Origin of the sequence: Streptomyces bugieae (genome assembly GCF_036352915.1) — a bacterium.
Lineage (GTDB): Bacteria > Actinomycetota > Actinomycetes > Streptomycetales > Streptomycetaceae > Streptomyces > Streptomyces endophytica.
Genome location: NZ_JAZBJP010000031.1, coordinates 49,415 through 72,958 on the forward strand (window position 1 = coordinate 49,415; position 23,544 = coordinate 72,958).

Genomic DNA, 23,544 nt, shown 5'->3' on the forward strand with positions numbered 1-23,544 from the left:
GCTAGCTGTGTGGGCTGTGAGTGAGGGCTAGTTGAGTGGGGGGAGTGAGGGGCTCGACAGGGCGGGGTGGGGGCGGGTGCGGAGGGTGAAGGCCGCGGTGATGCCGCCCAGGAGGCCGAAGAGGTGGGCCTGCCAGCTGACCTGGCCGGCGGTCATCGGGAGGGCGCCCCAGAGGATCGAGCCGTAGACCGCGCCGACGGCGAGGCCGATGACGATGTCGAGGGGGGAGCGCTCGATGAAGCCGCGCACCAGGAGGTAGCCGAAGAGTCCGAAGATGACGCCGGAGGCGCCCGCGGTGTTGCTGCCGGGTGCGGCGGTGAGCCAGACGCCGAGGCCGCTGGCGAGGATGATCAGGAGGACGACGGCCAGGAAGCGGCGGATGCCGCTGCGCAGGGCGGCGAGGAAGCCGAGCACGAGCAACGGCAGGGTGTTGGCTGCCAGGTGGCCGAAGCCGAAGTGCAGGAAGGCGGCCGGTACGACGTCGACGAGCTCGGAGGGCTCGCGCGGCTGTATGCCGAAGGTGTCCAGGGCGCCGCCGGTGATGACGTCGACGCCTTCCAGCAGCCAGAGCAGCGCGACCCAGCCCAGCATCAGCACCAGGCACGTCGCCAGCTTGGCCCGTCCTTGTTGCATCCCGGTGCGCCCTGTCGCTGTCATCCCTGTCCGCCCGTCATCGCGTCCCGTCCCCGTCATCGCGTCCCGTCCCCGTCATCGCGTCCTGTCCCCGTCATCGCGTCCCGTTCCCGTCATCGAGTCCCGCCCCGTCATCCGGTCATTCGTCCGGTAGCCGTCGCGGTTGCCCGTTCTGCTCCCGCTCGGCCCCACCTCACAGCTAAGAACGGCCATGACCGGGTTCCTGGTTCCGCCGGATAGGCTCGATGCGTGGAGCCGCCGCACAACAACACCAGTCACGACACGAGTCGCCACGTCCGTCAGGACGCCCCTCATGACGCCTCCCAAGACGCCCGAGACGACACCGGCCGGGACGACCGGCGCGAAACCGGCCTGGACGACCGACCCGACACCGGCCGGCCGGGCGCCGAGCGTCGTCGGCCCTGGGTGGTCGGGATTTCCGGGGCATCCGGGACGCCGTATGCGGCGTCCGTGCTGCGCGGGCTGCTCGCTGCCGGGGAGGCGGTGGACCTGGTCGTGAGCCGGGCGTCGCGGCTGACGTTGCTGGATGAGACCGGGATCGCGTTCCGGGACGCGCATTGGCGTGCCGACCTGCGGGAATGGCTGGCGCGCGGGGCGGACGGGAAGCCGGGGACGTTTCCGGTGACCGACGCGGAGCTGGCGCGGGTGCGCTACTGGGCGGCCGGGGATCTGGCGGCGGGCCCGTCGTCGGGTTCGTACCCGGTGAAGGGGATGCTGATCGTCCCCGCCAGTACGGCGTGCGTGGCCGGGGTGGCGCTGGGGTTGTCGAAGGACCTGCTGCAGCGGGTGGCGAGCGTGACGCTCAAGGAGCGGCGCCGGCTGGTGGTCGCGGTGCGGGAGACTCCGCTGAACGGTCCGACGCTGAAGCATCTGGTGACGCTGGACGAGGCGGGCGCGATCGTGCTGCCCGCCTCGCCGGCGTTCTACGCGGGGGCGACGCACATCCAGGATCTGGTGGATTTCGTCGCGGGCCGGGTGCTCGATGCGGCGGAGGTGCCGCACGGGTTGTACCGGCGCTGGGAGGGGGAGCTTCGGGGTGGCTCCAAGGACCAGGAGGAGGCCCCGGACGCTCCTTAGCGCTTCTTCGCCGCGGCGGCGCGCCCGAAGAGGCGCCGGGCCCGCGGTTCGGCGAGCTTGTGGGCACGTGAACGATTGGCCTGGTCCTGCAGCTCGCGCATGCGGGCGTAGGCCATCTCGATCGAGTACACGGTGACAACTCCTGTGAGATCGTCTTTGATCGCTTGAAAATCGCAGGGACTAGGCCCTGTGTGCCTTAGATTCTACATGCAGAACTCGAAAATGCGTAAAGATTGGAAGGCTTGAGGGCATGGACGCGGTGGATAGGCAGCTCATCCAGGCGCTGCGCGAGAACGGCCGGGCCTCGTATGCGGAGCTCGGCCGGCTCGTCGGCCTCTCCGGGCCCAGCGTCACCGACCGGATCAACCGCCTCGAAGCGGCCGGAGTGATCACCGGTTACCGCGCGACGGTCGACGCCGCCTCGCTCGGCCTCGGCGTCACCGCCCTGGTCGGCATCTCGCTGTCGGACGCGGCCGACCACGAGGACGTGGCCCGCCGGCTGCGCGACCTCGAAGAGATCGAGGACTGCTGGTTCATCGCCGGCGACGACTCGTACATGCTCAAGGTCCGGGTGGGCGACGTGGACGGGCTGGAGCGCACCATCCGGCGGCTGTCCGGCACCAAGGGCGTCTCCCGTACGCGCACCACGATCGTGCTGTCCACCAAGTGGGAGAACCGCGTCGGGGAACTGCCCGAAGAGGCCGAGTAGGACGACGGGGGAGGCGGCGGGCGCGAGCGAGCCCCCGGGGCCGCCCTCGGCCCCGGCCCTACCCCGGCCGGCGGCCGCCCGCGGACACGCCGCCCGCGGGCGGGTGCGCCAAGGGCGCCCCGTCCGCGCCGATTACGGGGGAGTACGCTCGACGAAGCCCGTTTCCGGCACCGAGACCGTGCCGCGGGTCGGCACAGATACGGCAGAGACTGGGAGGCGACCGGATGGCTGCGTCGATGGATGTGGGCCTCAAGCGTGAGCTGGAGGCGAAGGTCCACGCCGGGGAGCGGCTGACCCGCGAGGACGGTATCGCCCTCTACGAGTGCGACGACCTGGCCTGGCTGGGCGGTCTCGCCCACGAGGTGCGCACCCGCAAGAACGGTGACGTCGTCCACTTCAACGTCAACCGTCACCTCAACATGACGAACGTGTGCACCGCCTCCTGCGCGTACTGCTCCTTCCAGCGCAAGCCGGGCGAGAAGGACGCGTACACGATGCGCATCGAGGAGGCCGTTCGCCTCGCCAAGGCGATGGAGAACGAGAACCTCACCGAGCTGCACATCGTCAACGGCCTGCACCCGACCCTGCCGTGGCGCTACTACCCGCGCTCGCTGCGCGAGTTGAAGAAGGCGCTGCCGAACGTCTCCCTGAAGGCGTTCACCGCGACGGAGATCCACCACTTCGAGACCATCTCGGGCCTGTCCGCCTCGGAGATCCTCGACGAGCTGATCGACGCGGGCCTGGAGTCGCTCACCGGCGGCGGTGCCGAGATCTTCGACTGGGAGGTCCGGCAGCACATCGTCGACCACCGCACCCACTGGGAGGACTGGTCGCGGATCCACCGCCTGGCGCACGAGAAGGGCCTCAAGACCCCCTCGACGATGCTCTACGGGCACATCGAGGAGCCCCGGCACCGCGTCGACCACGTGCTGCGGCTGCGTGAACTCCAGGACGAGACCGGCGGTTTCCAGGTCTTCATCCCGCTGCGCTACCAGCACGACTTCGTCGACATGCAGGACGGCAAGGTCCGCAACCGGCTCCAGGCGCGCACGACCATGGCCACCGGCGCCGAGGCGCTGAAGGTCTTCGCGGTCTCCCGCCTCCTCTTCGACAACGTCCCGCACGTCAAGTGCTTCTGGGTGATGCACGGTCTGCAGACCACCCAGCTCGCGCTGCAGCACGGTGCGGACGACATGGACGGCTCGGTCGTCGAGTACAAGATCACGCACGACGCGGACAACTACGGCACGCCGAACAAGCTGACCCGCGAGGACCTGCTGGAGCTGATCCGCGACGCCGGTTTCCGGCCCGTCGAGCGCAACACCCGCTACGAGGCGATCCGCGAGTACCCGGGCCCGGACCCGGACCGCCGCGAGTCGCCCCAGCCGATGCGCGTCTGAGGACGTCTCCCGGCCTCCGGGCCCCTCGGTGGGGGTCCGGAGGCCCAGAGCAAGGGTGCGAAAGCAGGTGCAAAGCCGTGCGGCAGGGGCCCGGAAGATCGCCCCTTCCGTTGTGCTTGACTGGAGGCGACCCTTTCGGTTGCCGTTGAGAAGAAGGTCCCGTCCGTGAGTAGCCACAAGTTCGCCACGCTCCGCTACACCGCCCTTCGCCTCGGCCTGTTCGTCGCCTGCTTCGCGGTGGTGTGGGTGCTGGCCTACTTCCGGATCATCCCGCTCGCGGTGGGCGCGGCGAACACCGTCTGGATGCTGCTGCTCTCCATCGTGATCTCCGCGCCGCTCAGCTTCGTGCTGCTGCGCAAGCAGCGGGACGCGATGTCCGAGCAGCTCGTCGCCAAGGTCGACCGCCAGCGTGAGCGCATCGCGGCCAACGCGGGCCAGGAGGACGACCTCGTCTGAGGCCGCCGCCCGGCGTCCCTCCAGTGGCGCCCGCGGCCGTGGACACCCGTGGCCGTGCGGCCCCCTGGCCGTGAGACACCTCACGCCCCCTCATCCGTCCGGCAGGCGCCGGTCCGTGGAGCTCCCTCCACGGACCGGCGCCTGCCGCGTTGTTGACGCCCGTTCCGCCGCCGGCTCCCCGGGGATCCCTCATGGAACTCAAAGATTTTCTTTGGGTTCCTCAAAGTTCGAGTGTTAACGTACTTGTCATGAAGACAGCAGCCGCGCCTCCGTCCCCCATGAGCGTTCCGCTCGTGGCGCGCCTGCACGTCGATCTTTGCCGCTGTATGTCCGCGGCCTGTCGTCGCCGCTGACCGACCTCATCCAGCGGCCGGAGATCCTGCCTCTTCCGTACGGACCTCCTGGCGCTCTTTCACGCCGTTTCCCGACGCCTTATCTGTCCCCGGAGTGTGTCCGTTGTCCACGTCGTCCGTGCCGTCCACGAAGACGCCGAAGTCCTCCCGCATACCCAAGGTCCCGTTCTGGGCCCAGATCCTGGCGGGTCTCGCCCTGGGTGTGCTGCTCGGCTGGACAGCCAAGAGCAATGACCTCGGCTGGCTCACCTCGACGCTCCAGCACATCGGCGACCTCTTCGTCCAGCTGCTGAAGCTGGCCGTCGCCCCGCTGGTGTTCTTCGCGATCCTGGTGTCGATCACCAACCTGCGGCAGGTCAACAACGCCGCCCGGCTCGCCACCCGCACCCTGCTGTGGTTCATGGCCACGTCGCTGATCGCGGTGGCGATCGGCCTGGCCATCGGCCTGCTCACCAACCCCGGCGCGGGCACCGGCCTCACCCCCAAGGACGGCAAGCTCCCCGAGCACGCCGGCTCCTGGATCGACTTCCTGACCGGCATCGTCCCGACGGACGTCATCACCCCGTTCACCGAGCTGAACGTCCTGCAGATCGTCTTCATGGCGGCCGTCGCCGGTATCGCGGCGCTCCAGCTCGGCGAGAAGGCCGAGCCGGTCCTGAAGCTCAGCCGCTCGGTCCTCGAACTGCTGCAGAAGGCCCTGTGGTGGGTCATCCGCCTCGCCCCGATCGGCACCGTCGGCCTCATCGGCAACGCCATCGCGACGTACGGCTGGAACCTGATCGGCAAGTACGCGACCTTCACCGTCGACATCTACGTCGGCTGCGCGATCGTCCTCTTCGGCGTCTACCCGCTGCTGCTGGCGACGGTCGCCAAGGCCAACCCGCTGCAGTTCTTCCGCGGCGCCTGGCCCGCCATCCAGCTGGCCTTCGTCTCCCGCTCCTCGGTCGGCACCATGCCGGTCACCCAGCAGGTCACCGAGCGCCTCGGCGTGCCGCGCGAGTACGCCTCCTTCGCGGTGCCGTTCGGCTCGACGACCAAGATGGACGGCTGCGCCTCGATCTACCCGGCGATCGCCGCGATCTTCATCGCCCAGATCTTCGACGTCCACCTCGCCGTCGGCGACTACGTCCTGATCGCGTTCGTCTCCGTCATCGGCTCGGCCGCCACCGCCGGCCTCACCGGCGCCACGGTCATGCTGACCCTGACCCTCTCCACCCTGGGCCTGCCCCTGGAGGGCGTCGGTCTGCTGATGGCCATCGACCCGATCCTGGACATGATGCGGACGGCCACGAACGTCGCCGGCCAGTCGGTCATCCCGATCCTGGTCTCCGCCAAGGAGAAGATCCTGGACCGCGAGGCGTACAACAGCGCCAAGAGCATCAGCCTGACCGCGGCCACTGCTCCTGACACGGAGGAGAAGGTCGCCGTGCCGGCTGCCGCATAGCCTGAGCCGGTTGCTTTTCCCCTGCGCCCCGACCTCCTTGAGGTCGGGGCGCAGGCGTGTCCGCCTCGTCTGCCGGCCGGGCTCTGTCGGCTCTAAGCTCTCCGGCTCCTCGCGTCGCGCGCGCCTAGCTGCGCTGGCGGACCCGGCGGGCGGTGGGGCCCGGGCCGGGGGTGGGGGTGCCCAGGGGGCCGGTGGCCAGGTGGGTCAGCAGGCGTAGGAACGTCTCCCGGTCCTCGTCCGGAAGGTCTGCGAGGGCGCGTTCGTGCACCGCGTCGACGATCTGCCGGCTGCGCTCGGCGGTGCGTGCGCCCTCCTCCGTGACGGCGATGATCCGGGCCCGGCGGTCGGTGCTGGAGGGGCGGCGCTCGGCGAGCCCGGCCTTCTCCAGGGCGTCGACGGTCACCACCATCGTGGTCTTGTCCATGTCGCCGATCTCGGCGAGCTGGATCTGGGTGCGTTCCTCCTCCAGCGCGTGCACCAGGACGCAGTGCATGCGGGCGGTGAGTCCGATCTCGGCGAGCGCCGCCGCCATCTGGGTGCGCAGCACATGGCCGGTGTGGTCCAGCAGGTAGGAGAGGTCCGGCTGGGTGCGGGCGGGGGGCGGCGACATGGCGGTCATGGCTCCAGCGTAAGCGACGATCGATCCGAGAAATATAGTCTGCAACGGAACTATCTGTTACGGTCCCTCTGTCGCGCCGCTCGGCGCGCCTCCCGTACGTACTGCGACAGGAGGGCCACCGTGCCCGCGTCCCGTTCCGCCGTGCCCATGTCCCGTTCCGTGCCCCCGTGTTCACCGCGCCGCGGCCTCGCCCTCGGCGTCATCGCCGCCGGCACGCTGATGATCGTGCTGGACGGCTCCATCGTCACCGTGGCCATGCCGGCCATCCAGCACGACCTCGGGTTCCGCCCCGAGGGCCTGAGCTGGGTCGTCAACGCCTATCTCGTCGCCTTCGGCAGCCTGCTGCTCCTCGCCGGGCGGCTCGGCGATCTCCTAGGCCGCAAGCGGATGTTCGTCGCCGGCACCGCCGTCTTCACCGGCTCCTCGCTCCTGGCGGGTCTCGCCTCCACCCCCGCCGTGCTGCTCGCCGCCCGCTTCCTGCAGGGCGTCGGCAGCGCCATGACGGCGGCCGTCGGCCTCGGCATCCTCGCCACCCTCTACGCCGAGGGACGCGAACGGGCCCGCGCCCTGGCGGTGTTCAGCTTCACCGGCGCCGCCGGCGCCTCCATCGGCCAGGTGCTCGGCGGCCTGCTGACCGACGCACTGGACTGGCACTGGGTCTTCCTGATCAACCTGCCCATCGGGGCCGCCGTCCTCGCCCTGGCCCGGCCCGCACTGCCCGCGGGCCGAGGGCCCGGTCTGCGGGCCGGGGCCGACGCCTGGGGCGCGCTCCTGATCACCGCGGGTCTCATGGCGGCGCTCTACGGCATCGTCAACACCGCGACGTACGGCTGGACTTCGGCGCGCGCGGCGGTCCCGGCGTCCGTCGGCGCGGCGCTGGTCGTCGGCTTCTTCCTGCGCCAGTCCCGGGCCCGCACCCCGCTGCTGCCGCCGCGCCTGCTGCGCTCGCGCGCCGTGGTCACGGCCAATCTCGTCCAAATGCTCATGATCGCCGCCCTGTTCGCCTTCCAGGTGCTGGTGGCGCTCTACCTGCAGGGCGTACGCGGCTACGACGCGGCCCGTACCGGGCTGGCGATGCTCCCCGCCGCCGTGGCCATCGGCGCCGTCTCGCTGGGCGTCTCGGCCCGGCTGATCGCCCGCTACGGGGAGCGCGCCGTGCTGCGTACCGCCCTCGTCCCGCTGATCGGCGCCCTCGCCCTGCTCGCCCGGCTGCCCGTGCACGCCTCCTATGTCACCGACCTGCTGCCCGTGATGCTGCTCGTGGCCGGCTTCGGCCTGGCTCTGCCCGCGCTCACCGGCCTCGGCATGTCCGGCATCGACGGCCAGGACGCCGGACTCGCCTCGGGCCTGTTCAACACCACCCAGCAGCTCGGCTCGGCGCTCGGCGTCGCGGTGCTGTCCACCCTGGCGGCCGGCCGCACCGACGCCCTCACCCGGCAGGGCAGCCCCCGCCCCGAAGCCCTCACCGCCGGCTACCACGTCGCCTTCGCCACCGGCGCCGGACTGCTCGTCCTGGCCCTGCTGGCCGCCACGGTCCTGCTGCGGCGGCCCACGGCGCCGGACATGACCGTGGTGCCGGACGTGGCGGCGGCGGCCTGAACCGGCACCACACGAACGACCACAAGCCCCCACCCACCGAAACGGAGCGCCCCATGCCCGGCCCCGCCCCGCGCGTCCTCACCGAGACCGAACTCGACGGCATCCTTCAGGAGCAGCAGTTCGGCGTGCTCGCCAGCGTCCGCAAGACCGGCCACCCGCACCTCGCCACCGTCCTGTACCGCTGGGACCCGGCGGAGCGGATCGTGCGGATCTCCAGCACGCAGGACCGCCTCAAGCCCCGCCACCTGCGCGCCGATCCGCACGCCGCCCTGCACGTCAGCCGTGATGTGTGGGCCTACGCGGTCGTCGAGGGCGAGGTCGAGGTGTCGCCCCCCACCACCGTCCCCGGCGACGCGGTCGGCCGCGAACTGCTCGCCATGGCGGCCGCGGGCGGGGCCCCGCCGGACGAGGAGGCGTTCCTCGCGGAGGCCGTCGCCGAACGGCGCGTCGTCCTCCGCCTCAAGGCGTCCCGCCTCTACGGCACGGCACTGGACATCGCCGAAGGCTCTTAGGGGGCAGCGGCTTCCCTTCCTGTCGCCGGTCAGACCCCGGCCCCGGCCCCCGCTCCCGTGCGCGCCGGTCAGGTCCCCGCCCCCGCCCTCGTGTGCGCCAGGATCGCGGCCGCCAGCGGTCCCTGGACGGCCGGCGGCAGCGCGTGCCCCATCCCCGGGATCTCGACGACGTGCGCGCCGCCGATGCACTGCGCGAGGTGCTGCGGATGCGGCGGCGGGAACACCGGCTCGGCGGGCGCCGCGATCACCAGCGTGGGCACCTCGTTCCGCGCCAGCTCCTCCGTACGCAGCATCCCGCTGTTGTCCGCCCGTCCGTGCGCGGTGCCCACCCGGTGGTGCCCGGTGTGCTCGATGACCCGCCGCTCCAGGGCGTCGTAGTGGTCGGCGTCGAACGGGAGTTGACCACCGGCGAGTACCCGCCAGTGTTCGAGCCGTCGCGCCACCTCCGCCTCCGGGCCGTGGTCCTCGACCGGGCGGGCCCACATCTCCAGGACCTCGGGCGCGATGCCGGGGAGTTCGCCGACCGGGACGACGGTGCCGTCCGGCGCGGTGTAGGGGGTGGTGCTGAGAGCCATGGTGCCGATGAGAGTGGCGCCGATCCATCGGTCGGGGTGGTCGGCGAGCACCATCTGGGCCAGCATGCCGCCCAATGACATGCCGACGAGATGCGCACGCTCGATGCCCAGCCCGTCCAGGACGGCGATCACGTCGTCCGCGAGATCGGCGATCCGGTACGGCCGGTCGTCGAATGACCACGTGGAGCGGCCGGTGTCGCGGTGGTCGTAGCGGATCACCCGGTGGTGCTCGGCCAGCGCGTCGACCAGCTCGTCCGGCCAGCCGACGCCGGTCGCCTGGGCCCCCATGACCAGCAGCAGCGGGGGCGCGTCGGCGGCGCCGCGCTGCTCGGTCCACAGGCGGATGCCGGGGGCGACGTCGAGGAACTGCTGCACGGTGATGCCCTCCAAAAGAGCGGGGCAAGGGGTGGCTCTTCATCCCTTGCCAGTGGAACGAGACGTATCGTCTCGCTGCGCACCCAGGGCTGTCAACTCACCGGTAGTCGTCAACTCGCCGGTAGCCGTCAACTCACCCACAGCGGCCAAGAAAACGAGCAGGAAGGAGTGCTTTCAGTGCTGCCCAGCGCATGGCGGGAAGCCGTCGGAGAAGCAGGCCCGGAAGGCGAAGATCGTAAACTTACTTTGCGGTAAAGGGGCGGGGCGGAGGGATATTCAGGGTGGGAGCTGTGAAGAGCAAGCGGGTGCCGAGGGCCGTCCGGGAACAGCAGATGCTCGATGCCGCGGTGCGGACCTTCGCCCGGCGTGGCTACCGAGCGGCGTCGATGGACGAGATCGCCGAGGTGGCCGGGGTCTCGAAACCGCTGGTCTACCTCTATCTGAACTCGAAGGAAGAGCTGTTCAGCGCGGTGATCCGGCGCGAGGCGGCGGCGCTGGTGACGGCCGTGACCGCGGCCGTGGAGCCCCGGGCGGCGGCCGACCGCCAGCTGTGGAGCGGCCTGCGCGGCTTCTTCGCGCACACCGCCGAGCACCCGGACGGCTGGGCCGTGCTCCACCAGCAGGCCCGGACGCACGGCGAGCCGTTCGCACGCGAGGTCGCCGCCATGCGCGCGGAGATCGTCTCCTTCGTCACGGATCTGATCGGCGTCGCCGCGAAGGAGGCGGGCTGCGCCGGTGAACTGGCCGAACGCGAGGTGGCCGGGCTCGCGCACGCCCTGGTCGGCGCGGCCGAGTCGCTCGCGGAATGGGCCAACGTCCGTACCGACGAAGGCCCTTCGGGGGAACACGTGCGTCCGACGGCGAAGGACGCCGCGGCCACGATGATGAACTTCGCCTGGGCCGGCCTGGGGCGGATGACGACGGGGGAGCGCTGGACGCCGGACGGACCCACGGGCCCGGCGGATCCACCCGGCGCCTACGGGTGAGCGCTCCTTGCTCCTGGCTCTACGGCTGCTCCGCCCGCCCCGCACGGGTCGAAGTCCCGGTCAACCGGGCATTGGCCGGCCGGATCTCCTCGCGTAAATTTACTTCACAGTAAGGTTACTGCCGGGTCAGGGGATGGAACACGGGGCCCAACTCCGCGATGACACACGGCAGTTGGACCGTGCGGGGCGCGCGACCAGGCGGCCGGCGCGGTCCCGACCGTGCTGCAGCACTCCACCGGAGAGTCCGCGCTCCACAGGAGAGATGCACTCCACAGGAGAAACGAGGAGCCGCTCGTGTCCAGCCAGGAAAGTGCACCCGCCCGTACAGCCCCCGGAACCACCCAGGAGCCCCCCACCCCCGTCGAGCCCCACAAGGCGACCCTGCCCGACGGCACCGTCCGCGAGGTCTTCGTCCCCCCGCTCGTCCCGCCCACGACCCACGGCTCGCTCGGCGACCTGCCCTTCGCCAACGCCGCCGAGGCCCCCGCCGACGTCGTCCTGGCCCGCAAACAGCCCAGCGGCGCCTGGCGCGACATCACCGTCGCCGAATTCGCCGCCGAGGTCCGCGCCGTCGCCAAGGGCCTGATCGCCCACGGCCTGAACCCCGGCGACCGGCTCGCCATCATGGCCCGCACCACCTACGAGTGGACCCTCCTCGACTTCGCCGCCTGGGCCGCCGGCCTGGTCACCGTCCCCCTCTACCCGACCTCCTCCGCCCACCAGGCGGAATGGATCCTGCACGACTCCGGCGCCCGCGCCTGCGTCGTCGAGGACGTCGACGAAACCCGCCTGATCAGCGGCGTCCGCGGCCGGCTGCCCGCCCTCGACCACCTCTGGCAGTTCAACACCGGCGCCGTCGCCCAACTCGTCTCCGCCGGCCGCGACCTCCCCGACGAGGCCGTCGACGCGCGCCGCGCCGCCACCGGCCCGCACGCCCTCGCCACCCTCATCTACACCTCCGGCACCACCGGCCGCCCCAAGGGCTGCGCCCTCACCCACGGCAACTTCTTCGCCGAGGTCGACAACGCCGTCGAACTCCTCCACCCCGTCTTCCGATCCGTCAGCCAGGAACCCGCCTCCACCCTCCTCTTCCTCCCCCTCTCCCACGTCTTCGGCCGGATGGTCGCGGTCGGCTGCCTCCGCGCCCGGGTCCGCCTCGGCCACGCCCCCAGCATCCAGACCGACGACCTCCTCGCCGACCTCGCCGGCTTCCGCCCCACCTTCCTCCTCGCCATCCCCTACGTCCTGGAGAAGGTCTTCAACACCGGCCGCGCCACCGCCGAGAAAATGGGCCGCGCCGCCTCCTTCGACCGCGCCGCCCGCATCGCCCGCGCCTACGGCGAGGCCGTCGAGGCGAAAGAACACGGGAAGGGCCCCGGCCCGGGCGTCGCCCTCAAAGCCGCCCGCAAGCTCTACGACCCCCTCGTCTACCGCCGCATCCGCGCCGCCCTCGGCGGCAGGGTCCGCCACGCGATCTGCGGCGGCTCCCCCCTCGGCCACCGCCTCGCCGCCTTCTACTCCGGCGCCGGCATCGAGATCTTCGAGGGCTACGGCCTGACGGAGACCACCGCCGCCGCCACCGTCACCCCGCCGCTGCGCCCCCGCATCGGCACCGTCGGCTGGCCGCTCCCCGGCACCGCCGTCCGGATCGCCGACGACGGCGAGATCCTCCTCCACGGCGGCCACGTCTTCGCCGGCTACTGGGACGCCGCCCTCGGCGCCGCCCGCCCCGCCACCGACGCCGACGGCTGGCTGCCCACCGGCGACCTGGGCGCCCTCGACGCGGACGGCTACCTCACCATCACCGGACGCAAGAAGGAGATCATCGTGACCACGGGCGGCAAGAACGTCGCCCCCGCCCCCCTGGAGGACCGCCTCCGCAGCCACCCCCTCGTAGGGCAGTGCATGGTCATCGGCGACAACCGCCCCTACGTCACCGCCCTGCTCACCCTCGAACCGGACGGCCTCGCCCACTGGCGCCAGATGCACAAGAAGGCGGACGTCCCGCTCGCGGACCTGATCCACGACGAACGGCTCCTCGCCGACCTCCAGCGCGCCGTCGACGACGCCAACGCGCTCGTCTCCCGCGCCGAGTCCATCCGCCGCTTCGCGGTGCTCCCGGCGGAATTCAGCGAACAGACCGGGCATCTCACCCCCTCCCTGAAGCTGCGGCGCTCCGCCGTGGCGCGAGATTTCGCCAAAGACATAGAAGCCCTTTACGAAAGGACGTGACCCCCCTCTGGAGCCAGGGCCGTCCGCGCGTCAAACTGGAACCCCGTGTCACCTCTGTGGGGGAGGTGGCACGGGGCTTTGCGCTGCCCGGGCCCGGCTAGGCGCCGAATCCGCCGACCTCGCACCAGACGGTCTTCCGGTCCGCCCCCTGCCGTACGCCCCACCGCACCGCGACCGCGTCCAGCAGCGCCATGCCCCGCCCCGCCTCCTCGTCCGCCGCCGCCCGCACCAGCACCGGCAGCGCCCGCGGATCGGGATCGGTCACCTCGACGCGGGTACGGCCCCCGGCCGCGCCCCTGATGTGCACGGTCACCGGCGTGCCCTCCCCGAGGTGCCGGATCACATTGCCGACTATCTCGCTCACGCACAGCTGCACGTCCGCACACGGCCCGCCCAGATGCGCACGCACCGCCCGCCGCAGCCCCGGCACCTCCTTCGGCACGGCGAGCAGGTCGAGGGTGAGCGGCCCGCCCGGCGCTCTCACCGCGCGGCCGCCTTCCGCAGCGCCTCGGCGAGCCGGCGGGCGGTCTCCGTGTTGCAGTTACCGAGCGCCACGAGCGGCAGCGCGTAACTGCCCGCGAGCCCCGGCAGATCGACGCCGAGCGACGGCAACGTGATGTCGTTGGCCCGCAGCGCGCTCCGCAGCAGCTCGGTGCAGTCATGGACCTCGTCGTGGAGGTGGCTGGGCATGGGGGTACGCCTTCCTGGTCAGGCCCTTGAGGCCGGGTGCGGATGGTGACGAACACCTCACAGAGTGCCGTCACGCGGCGTAGCGTTGAAGGGGTTCGGACCCCACTGCGCGAACCGTGGAACGGTGAACCATGCCCGCACGCAAAGACGTTGACGGATCGGCGAGCGTCCCCGCCTTCTACGGCGCCGAGCTGCGCTGGAAGCGCGAAGAGGCGGGCCGCACGCTCCAGGAAACGGTCGACGGCAGCTTCTACGCGGCGAGCTACCTGAGCGAGATCGAACGCGGGACGCGGCGCATGCCGCTGGATCTGGCCCGCCATGTGGATCGGGTGCTGGAGACGGATGGGTTCTTCGAGCGGCGGTGTGAGGACGTACGGAAGGCGCGGCGGGGTGGGCATGCGGAGTACTTCGAGAAGGTCCTGGAGGCCGAGAAGCACGCGGACCTCATCGAGGAGTGGTGCCCCAGCCTCATCCCGGGCCTGCTGCAGACGGGGGCATACGCGCGGGCGGTCGTCCGGGCCACTCATCCCGTAGAGCGGCCTGAGGACACGGACGCCAAGGTCACCGCGAGGCTGGCGCGAGCCGAGCTCTTCGACGACCCGGTCAGGCCCGAGTACTGGGTGATCCTGCACGAATCGCTGCTCCGGCTGCCGATCCTCCCGGCGGACGCGATGGCTGAACAGCTCGACCACATCGTTGGGTTGGCGCGTCGGAGCCGCATCACTCCACAGGTGCTGCCGTGGAATTGCGGGGCCCACCCGTTCATGCTCGGTACCGCCATGATCATGGCGTTCTCCGACGCCCCGCCGCTGGTCTACACCGAGTCGCTCCACACCGGTGACACCATCGACGATCCGGCTCTCGTGAAGGAGTACCGCAGGTCGTACGATCGGCTCAGGGCCGCCGCACTGCCGCCTGAGGCGTCCCTCGCCCTGATCGAGGATGCGGCAGAGGATCTCCGAAATGGCAATCAACGAGCCTGACTTGCGCAACGCCCGCTGGAGGAAGAGCAGCTACAGCAACGGTTCTGGGGGGAACTGCATCGAGGTAGCGGACGGCTTCGTCGGCGCTGCCCAGTGGCGTAAGTCCAGCCACAGCAACGGCGATGGCGGGCTCTGCCTCGAAGTCGCCGACAACATAAGCGGCGGCATCGTCCCCGTCCGCGACTCCAAGAACCCCCAAGGCCCCGACCTCGTCATCACCGCGAACGCGTGGGACGCGTTCGTGACCGCGGTCAAATCCGCAACGTTCTCGCCTCGCGGAGCGCGGTGACGCGGCGACGCGTCAGTTGGGGCACGTCGGTCAGCGCCTGGCGGAACGCCTCGTGGCCGGCCTCGCCCTCCAGCCAGTCGTCGAGGGTCTGCCAGGCCGCCGCGTAGCCCGTGGAGAGCCGCTGGACCCGCTTCGCGCTCAGTTGCGTCACCCCGTCCGTCGCGGCCGCCCTGAGCACCTGCTGGCCCTGCTGGCAGTTCGTGAAGGGCCGGCCGAGAAAACCGTTCGCGCGGGCGAGGCCCCGCCGCCCTTCCAGGTCGCGCTGGAGAGCGGTCAGCGTTTTCTCGATCCCATCGGAATCCGGGTGACCGTTCTGCCCGGCCTTCTCCTCCGGGACCAGCGGGGGCGGGAAACCCAGCGCGGACGTCGCCACCGGCTGGCAGTTCGCCTGTAGATAGCGGATGAAACTCACCCGGTCCTGCCATCTGCGCCGGCTGCCCGGATCGGCGATCTCCCATACCGACTTCCACATGCTGCGCTCGACCCGGAGCCATTCCGTCGCGCACTGGATATCGGCCTCACCCTGATCGCACCGCTGGTTCCAGACCTCCTGCATCACCTTGGCGATCTCCACCAGGAGCCGGTAGTCGTACTCCCGTAGCTGCTCGTCGGTCCGGGTGCTCGGCGGGCTCTGCTCGAAGGCCTCCGCGCTCGGGTAGACCGTCCGCACGAAGTTGTTGAAGTGCGTATTGGGCAGGGTGCCCTTGTGCCGCAGGAGCGCCAGGTCGGGGTCCTCCTCGACCAGCCAGGACCGTTCGACCGTGGCGGCCGTGCCCCGCGTGGCCAGTATCGCCTGGGCGAGGTGGGCGATGGCGCGCGCGGCGAGCTGCCGCTGGGTGCTCCGGTCCCAACGGTGCGCGTACATGGCCACGGCGTACACGCACGCGGCGTTGTAGTGCGTGTGCCAGTCGCGACGCGTCCAGAGGAGCGCGGCGAGGCGGAGCCGCCAACGGAGCGACCGGATCTCCAGCCCCTCCCAGGAGAGCCGGCTGACCGGGAGCCGCCAGGTGTACGGCCACCGCCACTTGTACGGGTGCGTCTCCTTGCGCGCCTTCCTGGTGGCGTCGTACGCGCTGGTCGCCCAGGTCAGGCGGAGCGGCGCCCACACCTTCCGGTTGATGTGGAACGCGCCGCGGGTGACCGGCGAGGGTGTCCCGCGCACGCTCTGGTAATAGGAGACCGGCCAGCAGAACCGGATCCAACTCCACAGCCGCGCGGGCCAGTACAGCCAGACGCGGGCCCAGGCGTCATCGGAGGCGAGGCGCGCCGTCTCCTGCACGGCGGCGCGCTGCATCACCAGACGGATTGCGGCGGAGTTCCCGCTGCGCAATGTCTGCCGCAGCGAATTCCGGCCCGCGTCCTTCCGCCGTTTCCGCTCTTTACGGCGCAGCGGGATGCGCCTGCCGTCGAGCCCGAGGGCCGCCGGCCAGTAGCGGTCCACGAGCAGCGGAACGAGGTTCTCGCAGGTTTGCCGGCCATTGGTGCCCGCTCCCGCGACCCATTGCCGGGCGGTCGTCTCGGCCGTGCCCAGAATGATCGAATTGCGGTACCGGAGCCCGATCAGTTCCCGGTATCGGCGCGGGTGCAGGAAATAGCGCAGCCGCCGCGGGTGCGGATTCCAGTGGCTGAGCCACAGCCGTTTGCGATATCCGCGCGCACTCTGCCCGTCGAGGGTGAGCGCCCGCTGACAGGTGTCCAGCGCATCGATGTGCAACCCCATCTTCTCCTGCGTCTCGGCCAGTTCGGCCCGCAGATAGGGATTGACCGGATCCAGGCGTACGGCGGTGAAGTACTGCTCCAGCGCCTCGTGGTGGCGTCCCTCGCGGCTCAGCGTGTTCGCCTCCTGGTACGCCTCGTACAGCTCGGGTTTGAGCTCCTGGCCCCACCAGCGGCGCCAGGGCGGCAGCCGGCCCGCACGGGTCACCGGCAGCAGGGTGCTGACCGTCCAGCTGCCCGCCTTGCGGATCACGTCGTCCCAGTCGCTGCCCCAGACGTCCTTGGCCCGCGAGCCGCCGAACAGGAACGCGGTGACGGTGACCGTCATGCCGTACGGGTCCGGCGCGCCGTCCCGGTACTGGAGGATGCCGCTGACCCGGTAGGCCAGCTTGGGGCGCAGCCGGCCGAGCAGCTTCGGCAGCGCGGTCCCCAGCTTGTCCGGGTCGATCTCGACGTCGCCGAGCAGCTCCAGGAAGGACTCGGCGGGGGCCTGCGCGGGGAGCGTGGCCGGTGGGTACATGCTGCTGTCGGAGAGGCGGCGGCGCAGCCTGGCGGTGAGGTCCACATTGCTCGGTTTCGGCGTGCCCAACGGGGTGGCGTCCTCCAGCTGCTGGACGTCCACCGCGCCGGGCTTGTACGCCAGCCACGCCCGCGTCGCCCGCCACAGGAAGTACAGCAGCACCAGCAGGATCAGCAGGAACGCCAGCCGCGAGCCGATCGAGGCGCCGCCGGGCTTGGTCGGTTTGAAGACCGCGCCGACGCCGCCGAAGACCTGGCCCACCGCGCCGACGAGGCCGTCGCCCTTCCACGCCGGCCGGCCGTCCCCGGCCTGCCACAGGGCGACCGTCAGCCCGGCGAAGCCGAGGCCGCTCCACCACCACCAGGCCATGTACCGCGGCGCGGGCAGCGGCGCGGTGAGGCTGCGTTCGGATTCTGCTCGGCTGTTGAACATGGCGGCGGCCAACGGCTCGTGTATGGGTGTCAGGCTCATGCCTCATGACCAACGCTACCCGCGGAGCGGGTGGTAGACAGGGCAACCAACGGGGTGCCCGGGGCGGGCCGGGCCGGTCACTGCGGAGGCAGTGCCACCGCCGTCTGCATCTCGCAGGAGTTGCACCAGAACGCCCAGCCGTTCGCGTCGACGGCCCGCGAACCGCACGCCAGACACGGATCACCCACGAAGCTCGCGGCGACCCAGCCCCCGGCCGTCGCCGCCCGCCGGCCGGCCGCGGCGCACTCGTCGGCGTAGCAGGGGATGCACACCCCGCCCTGGCGCCCGGGCAGCTTCATCGACCGTATGCCGCAGTGGCAGCACGGCAGCCTGCCGACGTACTCCGCCTCCAGCCCGACCGGCTTGCCGTTCCTACCGAAGGCCGCTGCTGCTGCCATGACGTCGCCTTCGCCTCCTCTACGCCAGGACGGTGCCGGTGCCGCCGCACCCGGAGCACTGCGTGGTGACCTTGTCGCCGGCCGGTGTTTCCCAATCCACGGTGCCTCTGCCGCAGCAGTCGGGGCAGGGCTTCTGCGGAGGCAACTGCTCGCTCATTCTGCCCACGGTAGGGCGCGTCATGTTGTGATGTGACCACTTTCCGTGATCACTTTGGCGCGCATTTATCGCACATTTGTTTGCCGGGTCCCTGTGGTCCTCGGAGCGGTGTGCAGGCGCCGGCGCCGGCACCCGCGTCACCCGGCACGCCAGGCGCGGCGGGCGCAATGCCCACCCCAGGTGAAATGCCCGCGCCGGGAAAAGTTCATCCACGCGTCACGGGGAGACGGTGGTAAAGGCGTCGCGTGCGGCCGCATTCCGAGGCGCGGCCGCATTCAGAGGTCGCACGCATGCCTGACATGCATGCGACACAAACGCGCCGCCCAAAACGTGCGGGAAAAGGCGGGACAAAAGGCAGGAGCCCTGCTCGCCACCGAAGTGGCGGAGCAGGGCTCCTTGGGTACTACTGAGATGCGACCAGGAAGAATTCCGGGCCGGGCAACTTAGCTCGGGGTCACGTTCTCCGCCTGCGGACCCTTCGGGCCCTGCGTGACGTCGAAGGTCACCTGCTGGTTCTCCTCGAGAGAACGGAAGCCAGAGGCGTTGATCGCGGAGTAGTGGACGAAGACATCCGGGCCGCCGCCGTCCTGGGCGATGAAGCCGAAGCCCTTTTCAGCGTTGAACCACTTGACGGTTCCGGTAGCCATAAGCCCTCCTTGGGCCAAAGGGTTGCCCTGCTCCAGAACCTGCAAACAAGTCTGAAAACTACAAAAGCCTGCGGGTCACATGCTCCGCAGGCTCTGTACTGCAAGGGAAACCAAACTGCAACTTGCGCTGAGCGTAGCATGGTGACCTCGTGAGGCGGAAGAGCCAAAGATCACGTTTAACCGTCAGCACTAACGTCCATACGGCGCCCCCGGCGCCCTGGTCCGAAGCCGCCGGGTCTAGCCTCCGCATGTGGACAATTCAACCTTCGAAGACGCACCCGCAGGAGCCGACGCCGACCACCGTCGCAGCCGGCCGCGGGTGGGCCACATCCAGTTCCTGAACTGCCTGCCCCTCTACTGGGGCCTCGCCCGCACCGGCACCCTCCTCGATCTGGACCTCAGCAAGGACACGCCGGAGAAGCTCAGCGAGCAGCTGATCCGCGGCGAACTCGACATCGCACCCGTCACCCTCGTCGAATTCCTCCGCGCCGCCGACGACCTCGTCGCCTTCCCCGACCTCGCGGTCGGCTGCGACGGCCCGGTGATGTCCTGCGTGATCGTCTCGCAGAAGCCGCTGGAGCAGCTCGACGGCGGCCGCGTCGCCCTCGGCTCCACCTCGCGGACGTCCGTACGCCTCGCGCAGCTGCTGCTCGCCGAGAAGATCGGCGTACGGCCCGACTACTACACCTGCCCGCCGGACCTCGGCCTGATGATGCAGGAGGCGGACGCCGCCGTGCTGATCGGCGACGCCGCACTGCGCGCCAACCTGCACGACGGCCCGCGGCTCGGCCTGGAGGTCCATGACCTCGGCCAGATGTGGAAGGACTGGACGGGCCTGCCGTTCGTCTTCGCCGTATGGGCGACGCGGCGCGCCTACCTGGAGCGCGAACCGGACGTGGTGCAGGAGGTCCACGAGGCCTTCCTCGCCTCCCGCGACCTGTCCCTGGAGGAGGTCGGCAAGGTCGCCGAGCAGGCCGCCCGCTGGGAGACCTTCGACGAGCCCGTACTGGAGCGCTACTTCACCACCCTGGATTTCCGCTTCGGCCCCGACCAGCTGCGCGGCGTCACGGAATTCGCCCGGCGGGTCGGCCCGACGACCGGGTTCCCGGCGGACGTGAAGGTGGAACTGCTGGGGGCGGCGGGCAACCACTGAGCGGGTAGCCGCTGCTCGGGTATCCGCCGCATCGGGTATCCGCCGCATCGGGTCTCCGCTGCGCCGGGTGGTCACCGAAGGTGTCGCGGAAGGCGGGCGGGGCCGGGACCGTCCCCCTCCTCGCCGCCTCACGGCCCAGCAGGTGCCCGGGCCGGGACCCCAGGGGGCGGCGCCCCTAAGCTGGGGCCGCCGTATCGAGGGGGAGGCGGGGCCATGGAGCCGCTGTCAGGGGACGATCCGCGGGTCCTGGGCGGGTACCGGCTGCTCGGCCGGCTCGGCGCGGGCGGCATGGGCCGCGTGTACCTGGGGCGCAGCGCCGGCGGGCGCACCGTCGCCGTGAAGGCCGTGCACGCCCACTTCGCGGTCGACGACCAGTTCCGGGCCCGCTTCCGGCGGGAGATCGAGTCGGCGCGGCGGGTCGGCGGCGCCTGGACCGCGCCCGTACTGGACGCCGACCCGGACGCCGCCGTCCCCTGGGTCGCCACCGGCTACGTCGCCGGGCCGTCGCTCACCCAGGCCGTCGCCGAGTACGGGCCGCTGGCCGAACGCTCCGTACGGGTGCTGGGCGCCGGACTCGCCGAGGCGCTGGCCGCCGTCCATGCGCTCGGCCTCGTCCACCGCGACGTCAAACCCTCCAACGTGCTGCTGACCCTGGACGGCCCGGTACTGATCGACTTCGGCATCGCGCGCGCCACGGAGGGCACCGCCTCCCTCACCACCACCGGGGTCTCGGTGGGATCACCCGGCTACATGGCGCCGGAACAGATCCTGGGCAAGGACGCGGCGGGCGCCGCCGACGTCTTCTCACTGGGCGCGGTGCTCGCGTACGCGGCGACCGGCGCCAGCCCGTTCCCGGGCGACTCCTCGGCCTCCCTGCTCTACAAGGTCGTCCACGAGGAGCCCGAACTCGGCCCCCAACTCGACGGGGAGCTACGGGAGTTGGTGGCCCGCTGCCTCGCCAAGAACCCGGCGGACCGCCCCGCCCCGGCCGACCTCGCGGCACGCCTCGTGGCATGCCGTGCGGGCGAGGGCGGCGGCGCGGCGGACCTCGTACGGGCCGGCTGGCTGCCCGGCCCCCTGATCGAACGCGTCAGCCGCCAGGCCGTGGAACTGCTGAACCTCGACCTGAACCCCGCTGCGGGGGAGGGCGGGGCGGGGGCGAGCGGAGCCGGGGCGGCTGTGTCGGGGGTGGCAGGGTCTGGGGTGCCCGCGTCCGGGGCGGCGGCGTCGGGAGTGCCCGCGTCCGGGGCGGCTGCGTCGGGGGTGCCCGCGTCCGGGGTGCCCGGGGCGGGGGTTCCCGCGTCCGGGCTGGTGCCGTTCGACGCGCCGGCGCAGGTTCCGGGGGCCGGCTACCCCGGTGGGACTCACCTCCCGACCGCCCCCGACCTCGCGGGCCTGCCGACCGACACGGGCGGCGGCGCGGGCTCCGGCATGGGCCCCGGCACGGGCGGCGGCATGGGCCCCGGCACGGGCGGGCTCGTCCCGGAGGGGCGGCACGCGCCCGGGAAGGAGCGGCGGGTCGCGCTCACCGGGGCGGTCAGCGGCAAGGACCCGGACCGTCCGCGCCGGGTGAGCTGCACGCTCGTCCTCTCGGTGGCCGGTGCGGTGGCCGCCGCGACCACCGCGGGCTTCGTCTTCACCCTGCTGCCCAAGACGGGCGGTGACGCCGCCGGCGCCAAGCCACCGGCGACGGGCCAGACACCGTCCAACCGCCCCACCGACCCCGGTGGCCACGACGGCCCGCTCGCCGTCGCCAAACCGTTCCTCGGCACCTGGACGGGCAGCATCACCACCTCGCACGGCATCCCCAACGGCACCATGACCAGCACCATCACCGCCGGCGGCAAGGGCGACTACGTCATCCACACCACCTACGACGCGATCCTGGTGCGCTGCGAGGCCAAGGCGAAACTGGAATCCGCGACCGACCGGCGCCTGGTCCTCATGGAGCGCCCCGACGGCAAGCAGGGGCCCGGCTGCACCGGCAACAAGTCCCGGGTGACGTACACGCTGGCCAAGGACGGCACCACGATCGCGTTCACCTCGGACGACCCGGCGGGCGGCACACCGAAGGCGACGCTGACGAAGAAGTGAGGGGCTCGCCGCCGCCGCGGTCGGGCCGGTGGTCGGTTCAGTGGTCGGGTCGGCGGTCGGTTCGGCGGTCGGGTCAGTGGTCGGTTCAGTGGTCGGGTCGGCGGTCGGTTCGGTGGTCGGTTCGGCGGTCGGGTCAGTGGTCAGGGGCTGCCAAGGGGCTGTCGGTGGGCTGACGTACGCTGGGTCCGTTGTGATGCCCGCCTGCGAAAGGGACGCCCCGGTGACCGAGAACGCCGACCTCCAGTCCGTACTCGACCGCGCCGCGCAGGGCGGCCGCATCACGCCGGAGGAAGCGCTCGACCTGTACCGCTCCGCGCCGCTGCACGCGCTGGGCCGGGCCGCCGACGCCGTACGCCGCCGCCGTTACGCCGGCACCGAGCACATCGCGACGTACATCATCGAACGCAACATCAACTACACCAACGTGTGCGTGACGGCCTGCAAGTTCTGTGCCTTCTACGCCGCGCCCAAGGACACCGCCAAGGGGTGGACGCGGGACCTGGACGACATCCTGCGGCGCTGCGCGGAGACCGTGGAGCTGGGTGGCACCCAGATCATGTTCCAGGGCGGCCACCACCCCGACTACGGCGTCGAGTACTACGAGAAGCACTTCTCGGCCATCAAGAAGGAATTCCCCGAGCTGGTCATCCACTCCCTCGGCGCCTCCGAGGTCGAGCACATGGCCCGCATCTCCGGAGTGTCGATCGAAGAGGCGATCCAGCGGATCCACGCCGCCGGTCTCGACTCCTTCGCCGGCGCCGGTGCCGAACTGCTCCCCGCCCGTCCCCGTAAGGCGATCGCGCCGCTGAAGGAGTCCGGCGAGCGCTGGCTGGAAATCATGGAGGCGGCCCACAATCTGGGCGTCGAATCGACCTCCACGATGCTCATGGGCACCGGCGAGACCAACGCCGAGCGGATCGAGCACCTCCGGATGATCCGCGACGTCCAGGACCGTACGGGCGGCTTCCGCGCCTTCATCCCGTACACCTACCAGCCCGAGAACAACCACCTGAAGGGCCAGACGCAGGCCACGATCTTCGAGTACCTGCGGATGATCGCGCTCGCCCGGGTCTTCCTCGACAACGTCGCCCACATCCAGGGCTCGTGGCTGACCACCGGCAAGGAGATCGGCCAGCTCTCGCTGCACTACGGCGCGGACGACCTGGGCTCCATCATGCTGGAGGAGAACGTCGTCTCCTCGGCCGGCGCCAAGCACCGCTCCAACCGCATGGAGATCATCGACCTGATCCGCAAGGCGGGCCGGGTCCCGGCGCAGCGCGCGACGACCTACGAGCACCTGGTCGTCCACGACGACCCCGCCAACGACCCGGTCGACGAACGCGTCGTCTCCCACCTCTCCTCGACGGCCATCGAGGGCGGCACCGCCCACCCCGAACTGAAGCTCATCGAAGCCAAGTAGGCCTCCCGTGCTGAC

The 23,544-nt window shown here is 71.0% G+C and carries 24 protein-coding genes; 14 read left to right on the forward strand and 10 right to left on the reverse strand.

Features of this window, described 5'->3' with window-relative positions:
• Window positions 1–27: 27 nt before the first annotated feature.
• The gene (locus V2J85_RS32120; protein WP_419836854.1) at window positions 28–657 is read right to left on the reverse strand and encodes a rhomboid family intramembrane serine protease; all 630 of its coding nucleotides are present in this window, start codon (window positions 655–657) and stop codon (window positions 28–30) included.
• A 348-nt stretch (window positions 658–1,005) separates the two neighbouring features.
• Between V2J85_RS32120 and V2J85_RS32125 the strand changes: the two genes are divergently transcribed.
• Window positions 1,006–1,731, forward strand: a complete 726-nt coding sequence (locus V2J85_RS32125; RefSeq protein WP_261957555.1) for a UbiX family flavin prenyltransferase — start codon at window positions 1,006–1,008, stop codon at window positions 1,729–1,731.
• Here the strand turns inward: V2J85_RS32125 and V2J85_RS32130 are convergent.
• Window positions 1,728–1,862 (reverse strand): hypothetical protein, encoded by a 135-nt coding sequence (locus tag V2J85_RS32130; RefSeq protein WP_261956972.1) that lies wholly within the window; start codon window positions 1,860–1,862, stop codon window positions 1,728–1,730. The genes V2J85_RS32125 and V2J85_RS32130 overlap by 4 nt on opposite strands.
• Window positions 1,863–1,981: 119 nt before the next feature.
• On the opposite strand from V2J85_RS32130, the gene V2J85_RS32135 reads away from it, so the two are divergent.
• The 4 genes from V2J85_RS32135 to V2J85_RS32150 all read left to right on the forward strand — a co-directional run bounded on the left by V2J85_RS32135 (window position 1,982) and on the right by V2J85_RS32150 (window position 6,093).
• Complete coding sequence (locus tag V2J85_RS32135; protein ID WP_261956973.1) at window positions 1,982–2,440, forward strand: Lrp/AsnC family transcriptional regulator; 459 nt, start codon at window positions 1,982–1,984, stop codon at window positions 2,438–2,440.
• A gap of 236 nt (window positions 2,441–2,676) precedes the next feature.
• On the forward strand, window positions 2,677–3,840 hold the full coding sequence (gene mqnE, locus V2J85_RS32140) for an aminofutalosine synthase MqnE (protein ID WP_261957556.1): 1,164 nt from the start codon (window positions 2,677–2,679) through the stop codon (window positions 3,838–3,840).
• A gap of 165 nt (window positions 3,841–4,005) precedes the next feature.
• Window positions 4,006–4,296: a DUF4229 domain-containing protein gene (locus tag V2J85_RS32145; RefSeq protein WP_261956974.1), complete on the forward strand. Its 291-nt coding sequence runs from the start codon at window positions 4,006–4,008 to the stop codon at window positions 4,294–4,296.
• A 456-nt stretch (window positions 4,297–4,752) separates the two neighbouring features.
• Window positions 4,753–6,093, forward strand: coding sequence for a dicarboxylate/amino acid:cation symporter (locus V2J85_RS32150; protein WP_330823570.1), 1,341 nt, complete (start codon window positions 4,753–4,755; stop codon window positions 6,091–6,093).
• A gap of 124 nt (window positions 6,094–6,217) precedes the next feature.
• Here V2J85_RS32150 and V2J85_RS32155 read toward each other — a convergent pair whose 3' ends face one another.
• Window positions 6,218–6,712 carry a MarR family winged helix-turn-helix transcriptional regulator gene (locus V2J85_RS32155; protein WP_261956976.1) on the reverse strand — a complete coding sequence of 165 codons (495 nt, stop codon included), beginning with the start codon at window positions 6,710–6,712 and terminating at the stop codon, window positions 6,218–6,220.
• Window positions 6,713–6,859: 147 nt separating this feature from the next.
• Here V2J85_RS32155 and V2J85_RS32160 point away from each other — a divergent pair, with 147 nt between their 5' ends.
• Window positions 6,860–8,311 (forward strand): MFS transporter, encoded by a 1,452-nt coding sequence (locus V2J85_RS32160; RefSeq protein WP_330823586.1) that lies wholly within the window; start codon window positions 6,860–6,862, stop codon window positions 8,309–8,311.
• Window positions 8,312–8,364: 53 nt separating this feature from the next.
• Entirely contained in the window at window positions 8,365–8,823 is a 459-nt protein-coding gene (locus V2J85_RS32165; protein ID WP_261956977.1) for a TIGR03618 family F420-dependent PPOX class oxidoreductase, read from the forward strand.
• 68 nt (window positions 8,824–8,891) lie between these two features.
• Here V2J85_RS32165 and V2J85_RS32170 read toward each other — a convergent pair whose 3' ends face one another.
• A complete protein-coding gene (locus tag V2J85_RS32170; protein ID WP_330823571.1) occupies window positions 8,892–9,773 on the reverse strand; it encodes an alpha/beta fold hydrolase in 882 nt (293 codons plus the stop codon).
• 281 nt (window positions 9,774–10,054) lie between these two features.
• Between V2J85_RS32170 and V2J85_RS32175 the strand changes: the two genes are divergently transcribed.
• Window positions 10,055–10,759 (forward strand): TetR/AcrR family transcriptional regulator, encoded by a 705-nt coding sequence (locus V2J85_RS32175; protein WP_261956979.1) that lies wholly within the window; start codon window positions 10,055–10,057, stop codon window positions 10,757–10,759.
• A gap of 381 nt (window positions 10,760–11,140) precedes the next feature.
• The gene (locus tag V2J85_RS32180) at window positions 11,141–12,991 is read left to right on the forward strand and encodes an AMP-dependent synthetase/ligase (protein ID WP_330823587.1); all 1,851 of its coding nucleotides are present in this window, start codon (window positions 11,141–11,143) and stop codon (window positions 12,989–12,991) included.
• A 97-nt stretch (window positions 12,992–13,088) separates the two neighbouring features.
• Here the strand turns inward: V2J85_RS32180 and V2J85_RS32185 are convergent, their stop codons facing one another.
• Window positions 13,089–13,475: an ATP-binding protein gene (locus V2J85_RS32185; RefSeq protein ID WP_330823572.1), complete on the reverse strand. Its 387-nt coding sequence runs from the start codon at window positions 13,473–13,475 to the stop codon at window positions 13,089–13,091.
• Window positions 13,472–13,681 (reverse strand): hypothetical protein, encoded by a 210-nt coding sequence (locus tag V2J85_RS32190; protein WP_261956981.1) that lies wholly within the window; start codon window positions 13,679–13,681, stop codon window positions 13,472–13,474. Before V2J85_RS32190 ends, V2J85_RS32185 begins: the two co-directional genes overlap by 4 nt.
• A gap of 131 nt (window positions 13,682–13,812) precedes the next feature.
• On the opposite strand from V2J85_RS32190, the gene V2J85_RS32195 reads away from it, so the two are divergent.
• Together V2J85_RS32195 and V2J85_RS32200 are read left to right on the forward strand one after the other, a co-directional pair.
• Window positions 13,813–14,664 (forward strand): helix-turn-helix domain-containing protein, encoded by an 852-nt coding sequence (locus V2J85_RS32195; protein WP_261956982.1) that lies wholly within the window; start codon window positions 13,813–13,815, stop codon window positions 14,662–14,664.
• Window positions 14,645–14,953: a DUF397 domain-containing protein gene (locus tag V2J85_RS32200; RefSeq protein WP_330823573.1), complete on the forward strand. Its 309-nt coding sequence runs from the start codon at window positions 14,645–14,647 to the stop codon at window positions 14,951–14,953. The genes V2J85_RS32195 and V2J85_RS32200 overlap by 20 nt, the downstream gene beginning before the upstream one ends.
• Here the strand turns inward: V2J85_RS32200 and V2J85_RS32205 are convergent.
• The 4 genes from V2J85_RS32205 to V2J85_RS32220 form a co-directional block, all read right to left on the reverse strand.
• Window positions 14,916–17,660, reverse strand: a complete 2,745-nt coding sequence (locus V2J85_RS32205) for a tetratricopeptide repeat protein (protein ID WP_330823574.1) — start codon at window positions 17,658–17,660, stop codon at window positions 14,916–14,918. The two genes, V2J85_RS32200 and V2J85_RS32205, sit on opposite strands and share 38 nt — an antisense overlap.
• 77 nt (window positions 17,661–17,737) lie before the next feature.
• Window positions 17,738–18,058, reverse strand: coding sequence for a hypothetical protein (locus tag V2J85_RS32210; RefSeq protein ID WP_261956985.1), 321 nt, complete (start codon window positions 18,056–18,058; stop codon window positions 17,738–17,740).
• Between the two features lie 19 nt (window positions 18,059–18,077).
• The gene (locus V2J85_RS32215) at window positions 18,078–18,215 is read right to left on the reverse strand and encodes a hypothetical protein (RefSeq protein WP_158745259.1); all 138 of its coding nucleotides are present in this window, start codon (window positions 18,213–18,215) and stop codon (window positions 18,078–18,080) included.
• A gap of 443 nt (window positions 18,216–18,658) precedes the next feature.
• Entirely contained in the window at window positions 18,659–18,862 is a 204-nt protein-coding gene (locus V2J85_RS32220) for a cold-shock protein (RefSeq protein ID WP_261956986.1), read from the reverse strand.
• A gap of 250 nt (window positions 18,863–19,112) precedes the next feature.
• On the opposite strand from V2J85_RS32220, the gene V2J85_RS32225 reads away from it, so the two are divergent.
• The 3 genes from V2J85_RS32225 (at window position 19,113) to mqnC (ending at window position 23,529) form a co-directional block, all read left to right on the forward strand.
• On the forward strand, window positions 19,113–20,015 hold the full coding sequence (locus V2J85_RS32225) for a menaquinone biosynthetic enzyme MqnA/MqnD family protein (protein ID WP_261956987.1): 903 nt from the start codon (window positions 19,113–19,115) through the stop codon (window positions 20,013–20,015).
• Window positions 20,016–20,228: 213 nt separating this feature from the next.
• Window positions 20,229–22,109: a serine/threonine-protein kinase gene (locus V2J85_RS32230; RefSeq protein WP_330823575.1), complete on the forward strand. Its 1,881-nt coding sequence runs from the start codon at window positions 20,229–20,231 to the stop codon at window positions 22,107–22,109.
• 220 nt (window positions 22,110–22,329) lie between these two features.
• Complete coding sequence (gene mqnC, locus V2J85_RS32235) at window positions 22,330–23,529, forward strand: cyclic dehypoxanthinyl futalosine synthase (RefSeq protein ID WP_261956989.1); 1,200 nt, start codon at window positions 22,330–22,332, stop codon at window positions 23,527–23,529.
• Window positions 23,530–23,544: the final 15 nt, after the last annotated feature.

Excerpts from the sequence above, each read along its gene's own strand:
- V2J85_RS32120 (WP_419836854.1), bottom strand. The coding sequence starts at position 657 with ATGACAGCGACAGGGCGCACCGGGATGCAACAAGGACGGGCCAAGCTG.
- V2J85_RS32135 (WP_261956973.1), top strand. The coding sequence starts at position 1,982 with ATGGACGCGGTGGATAGGCAGCTCATCCAGGCGCTGCGCGAGAACGGC.
- mqnE (WP_261957556.1), top strand. The coding sequence starts at position 2,677 with ATGGATGTGGGCCTCAAGCGTGAGCTGGAGGCGAAGGTCCACGCCGGG.
- V2J85_RS32155 (WP_261956976.1), bottom strand. The coding sequence starts at position 6,712 with ATGACCGCCATGTCGCCGCCCCCCGCCCGCACCCAGCCGGACCTCTCC.
- V2J85_RS32160 (WP_330823586.1), top strand. The coding sequence starts at position 6,860 with ATGTCCCGTTCCGTGCCCCCGTGTTCACCGCGCCGCGGCCTCGCCCTC.
- V2J85_RS32165 (WP_261956977.1), top strand. The coding sequence starts at position 8,365 with ATGCCCGGCCCCGCCCCGCGCGTCCTCACCGAGACCGAACTCGACGGC.
- V2J85_RS32190 (WP_261956981.1), bottom strand. The coding sequence starts at position 13,681 with ATGCCCAGCCACCTCCACGACGAGGTCCATGACTGCACCGAGCTGCTG.
- V2J85_RS32195 (WP_261956982.1), top strand. The coding sequence starts at position 13,813 with ATGCCCGCACGCAAAGACGTTGACGGATCGGCGAGCGTCCCCGCCTTC.
- V2J85_RS32200 (WP_330823573.1), top strand. The coding sequence starts at position 14,645 with ATGGCAATCAACGAGCCTGACTTGCGCAACGCCCGCTGGAGGAAGAGC.
- V2J85_RS32205 (WP_330823574.1), bottom strand. The coding sequence starts at position 17,660 with ATGAGCCTGACACCCATACACGAGCCGTTGGCCGCCGCCATGTTCAAC.
- V2J85_RS32210 (WP_261956985.1), bottom strand. The coding sequence starts at position 18,058 with ATGGCAGCAGCAGCGGCCTTCGGTAGGAACGGCAAGCCGGTCGGGCTG.
- V2J85_RS32215 (WP_158745259.1), bottom strand. The coding sequence starts at position 18,215 with ATGAGCGAGCAGTTGCCTCCGCAGAAGCCCTGCCCCGACTGCTGCGGC.
- V2J85_RS32220 (WP_261956986.1), bottom strand. The coding sequence starts at position 18,862 with ATGGCTACCGGAACCGTCAAGTGGTTCAACGCTGAAAAGGGCTTCGGC.
- V2J85_RS32230 (WP_330823575.1), top strand. The coding sequence starts at position 20,229 with ATGGAGCCGCTGTCAGGGGACGATCCGCGGGTCCTGGGCGGGTACCGG.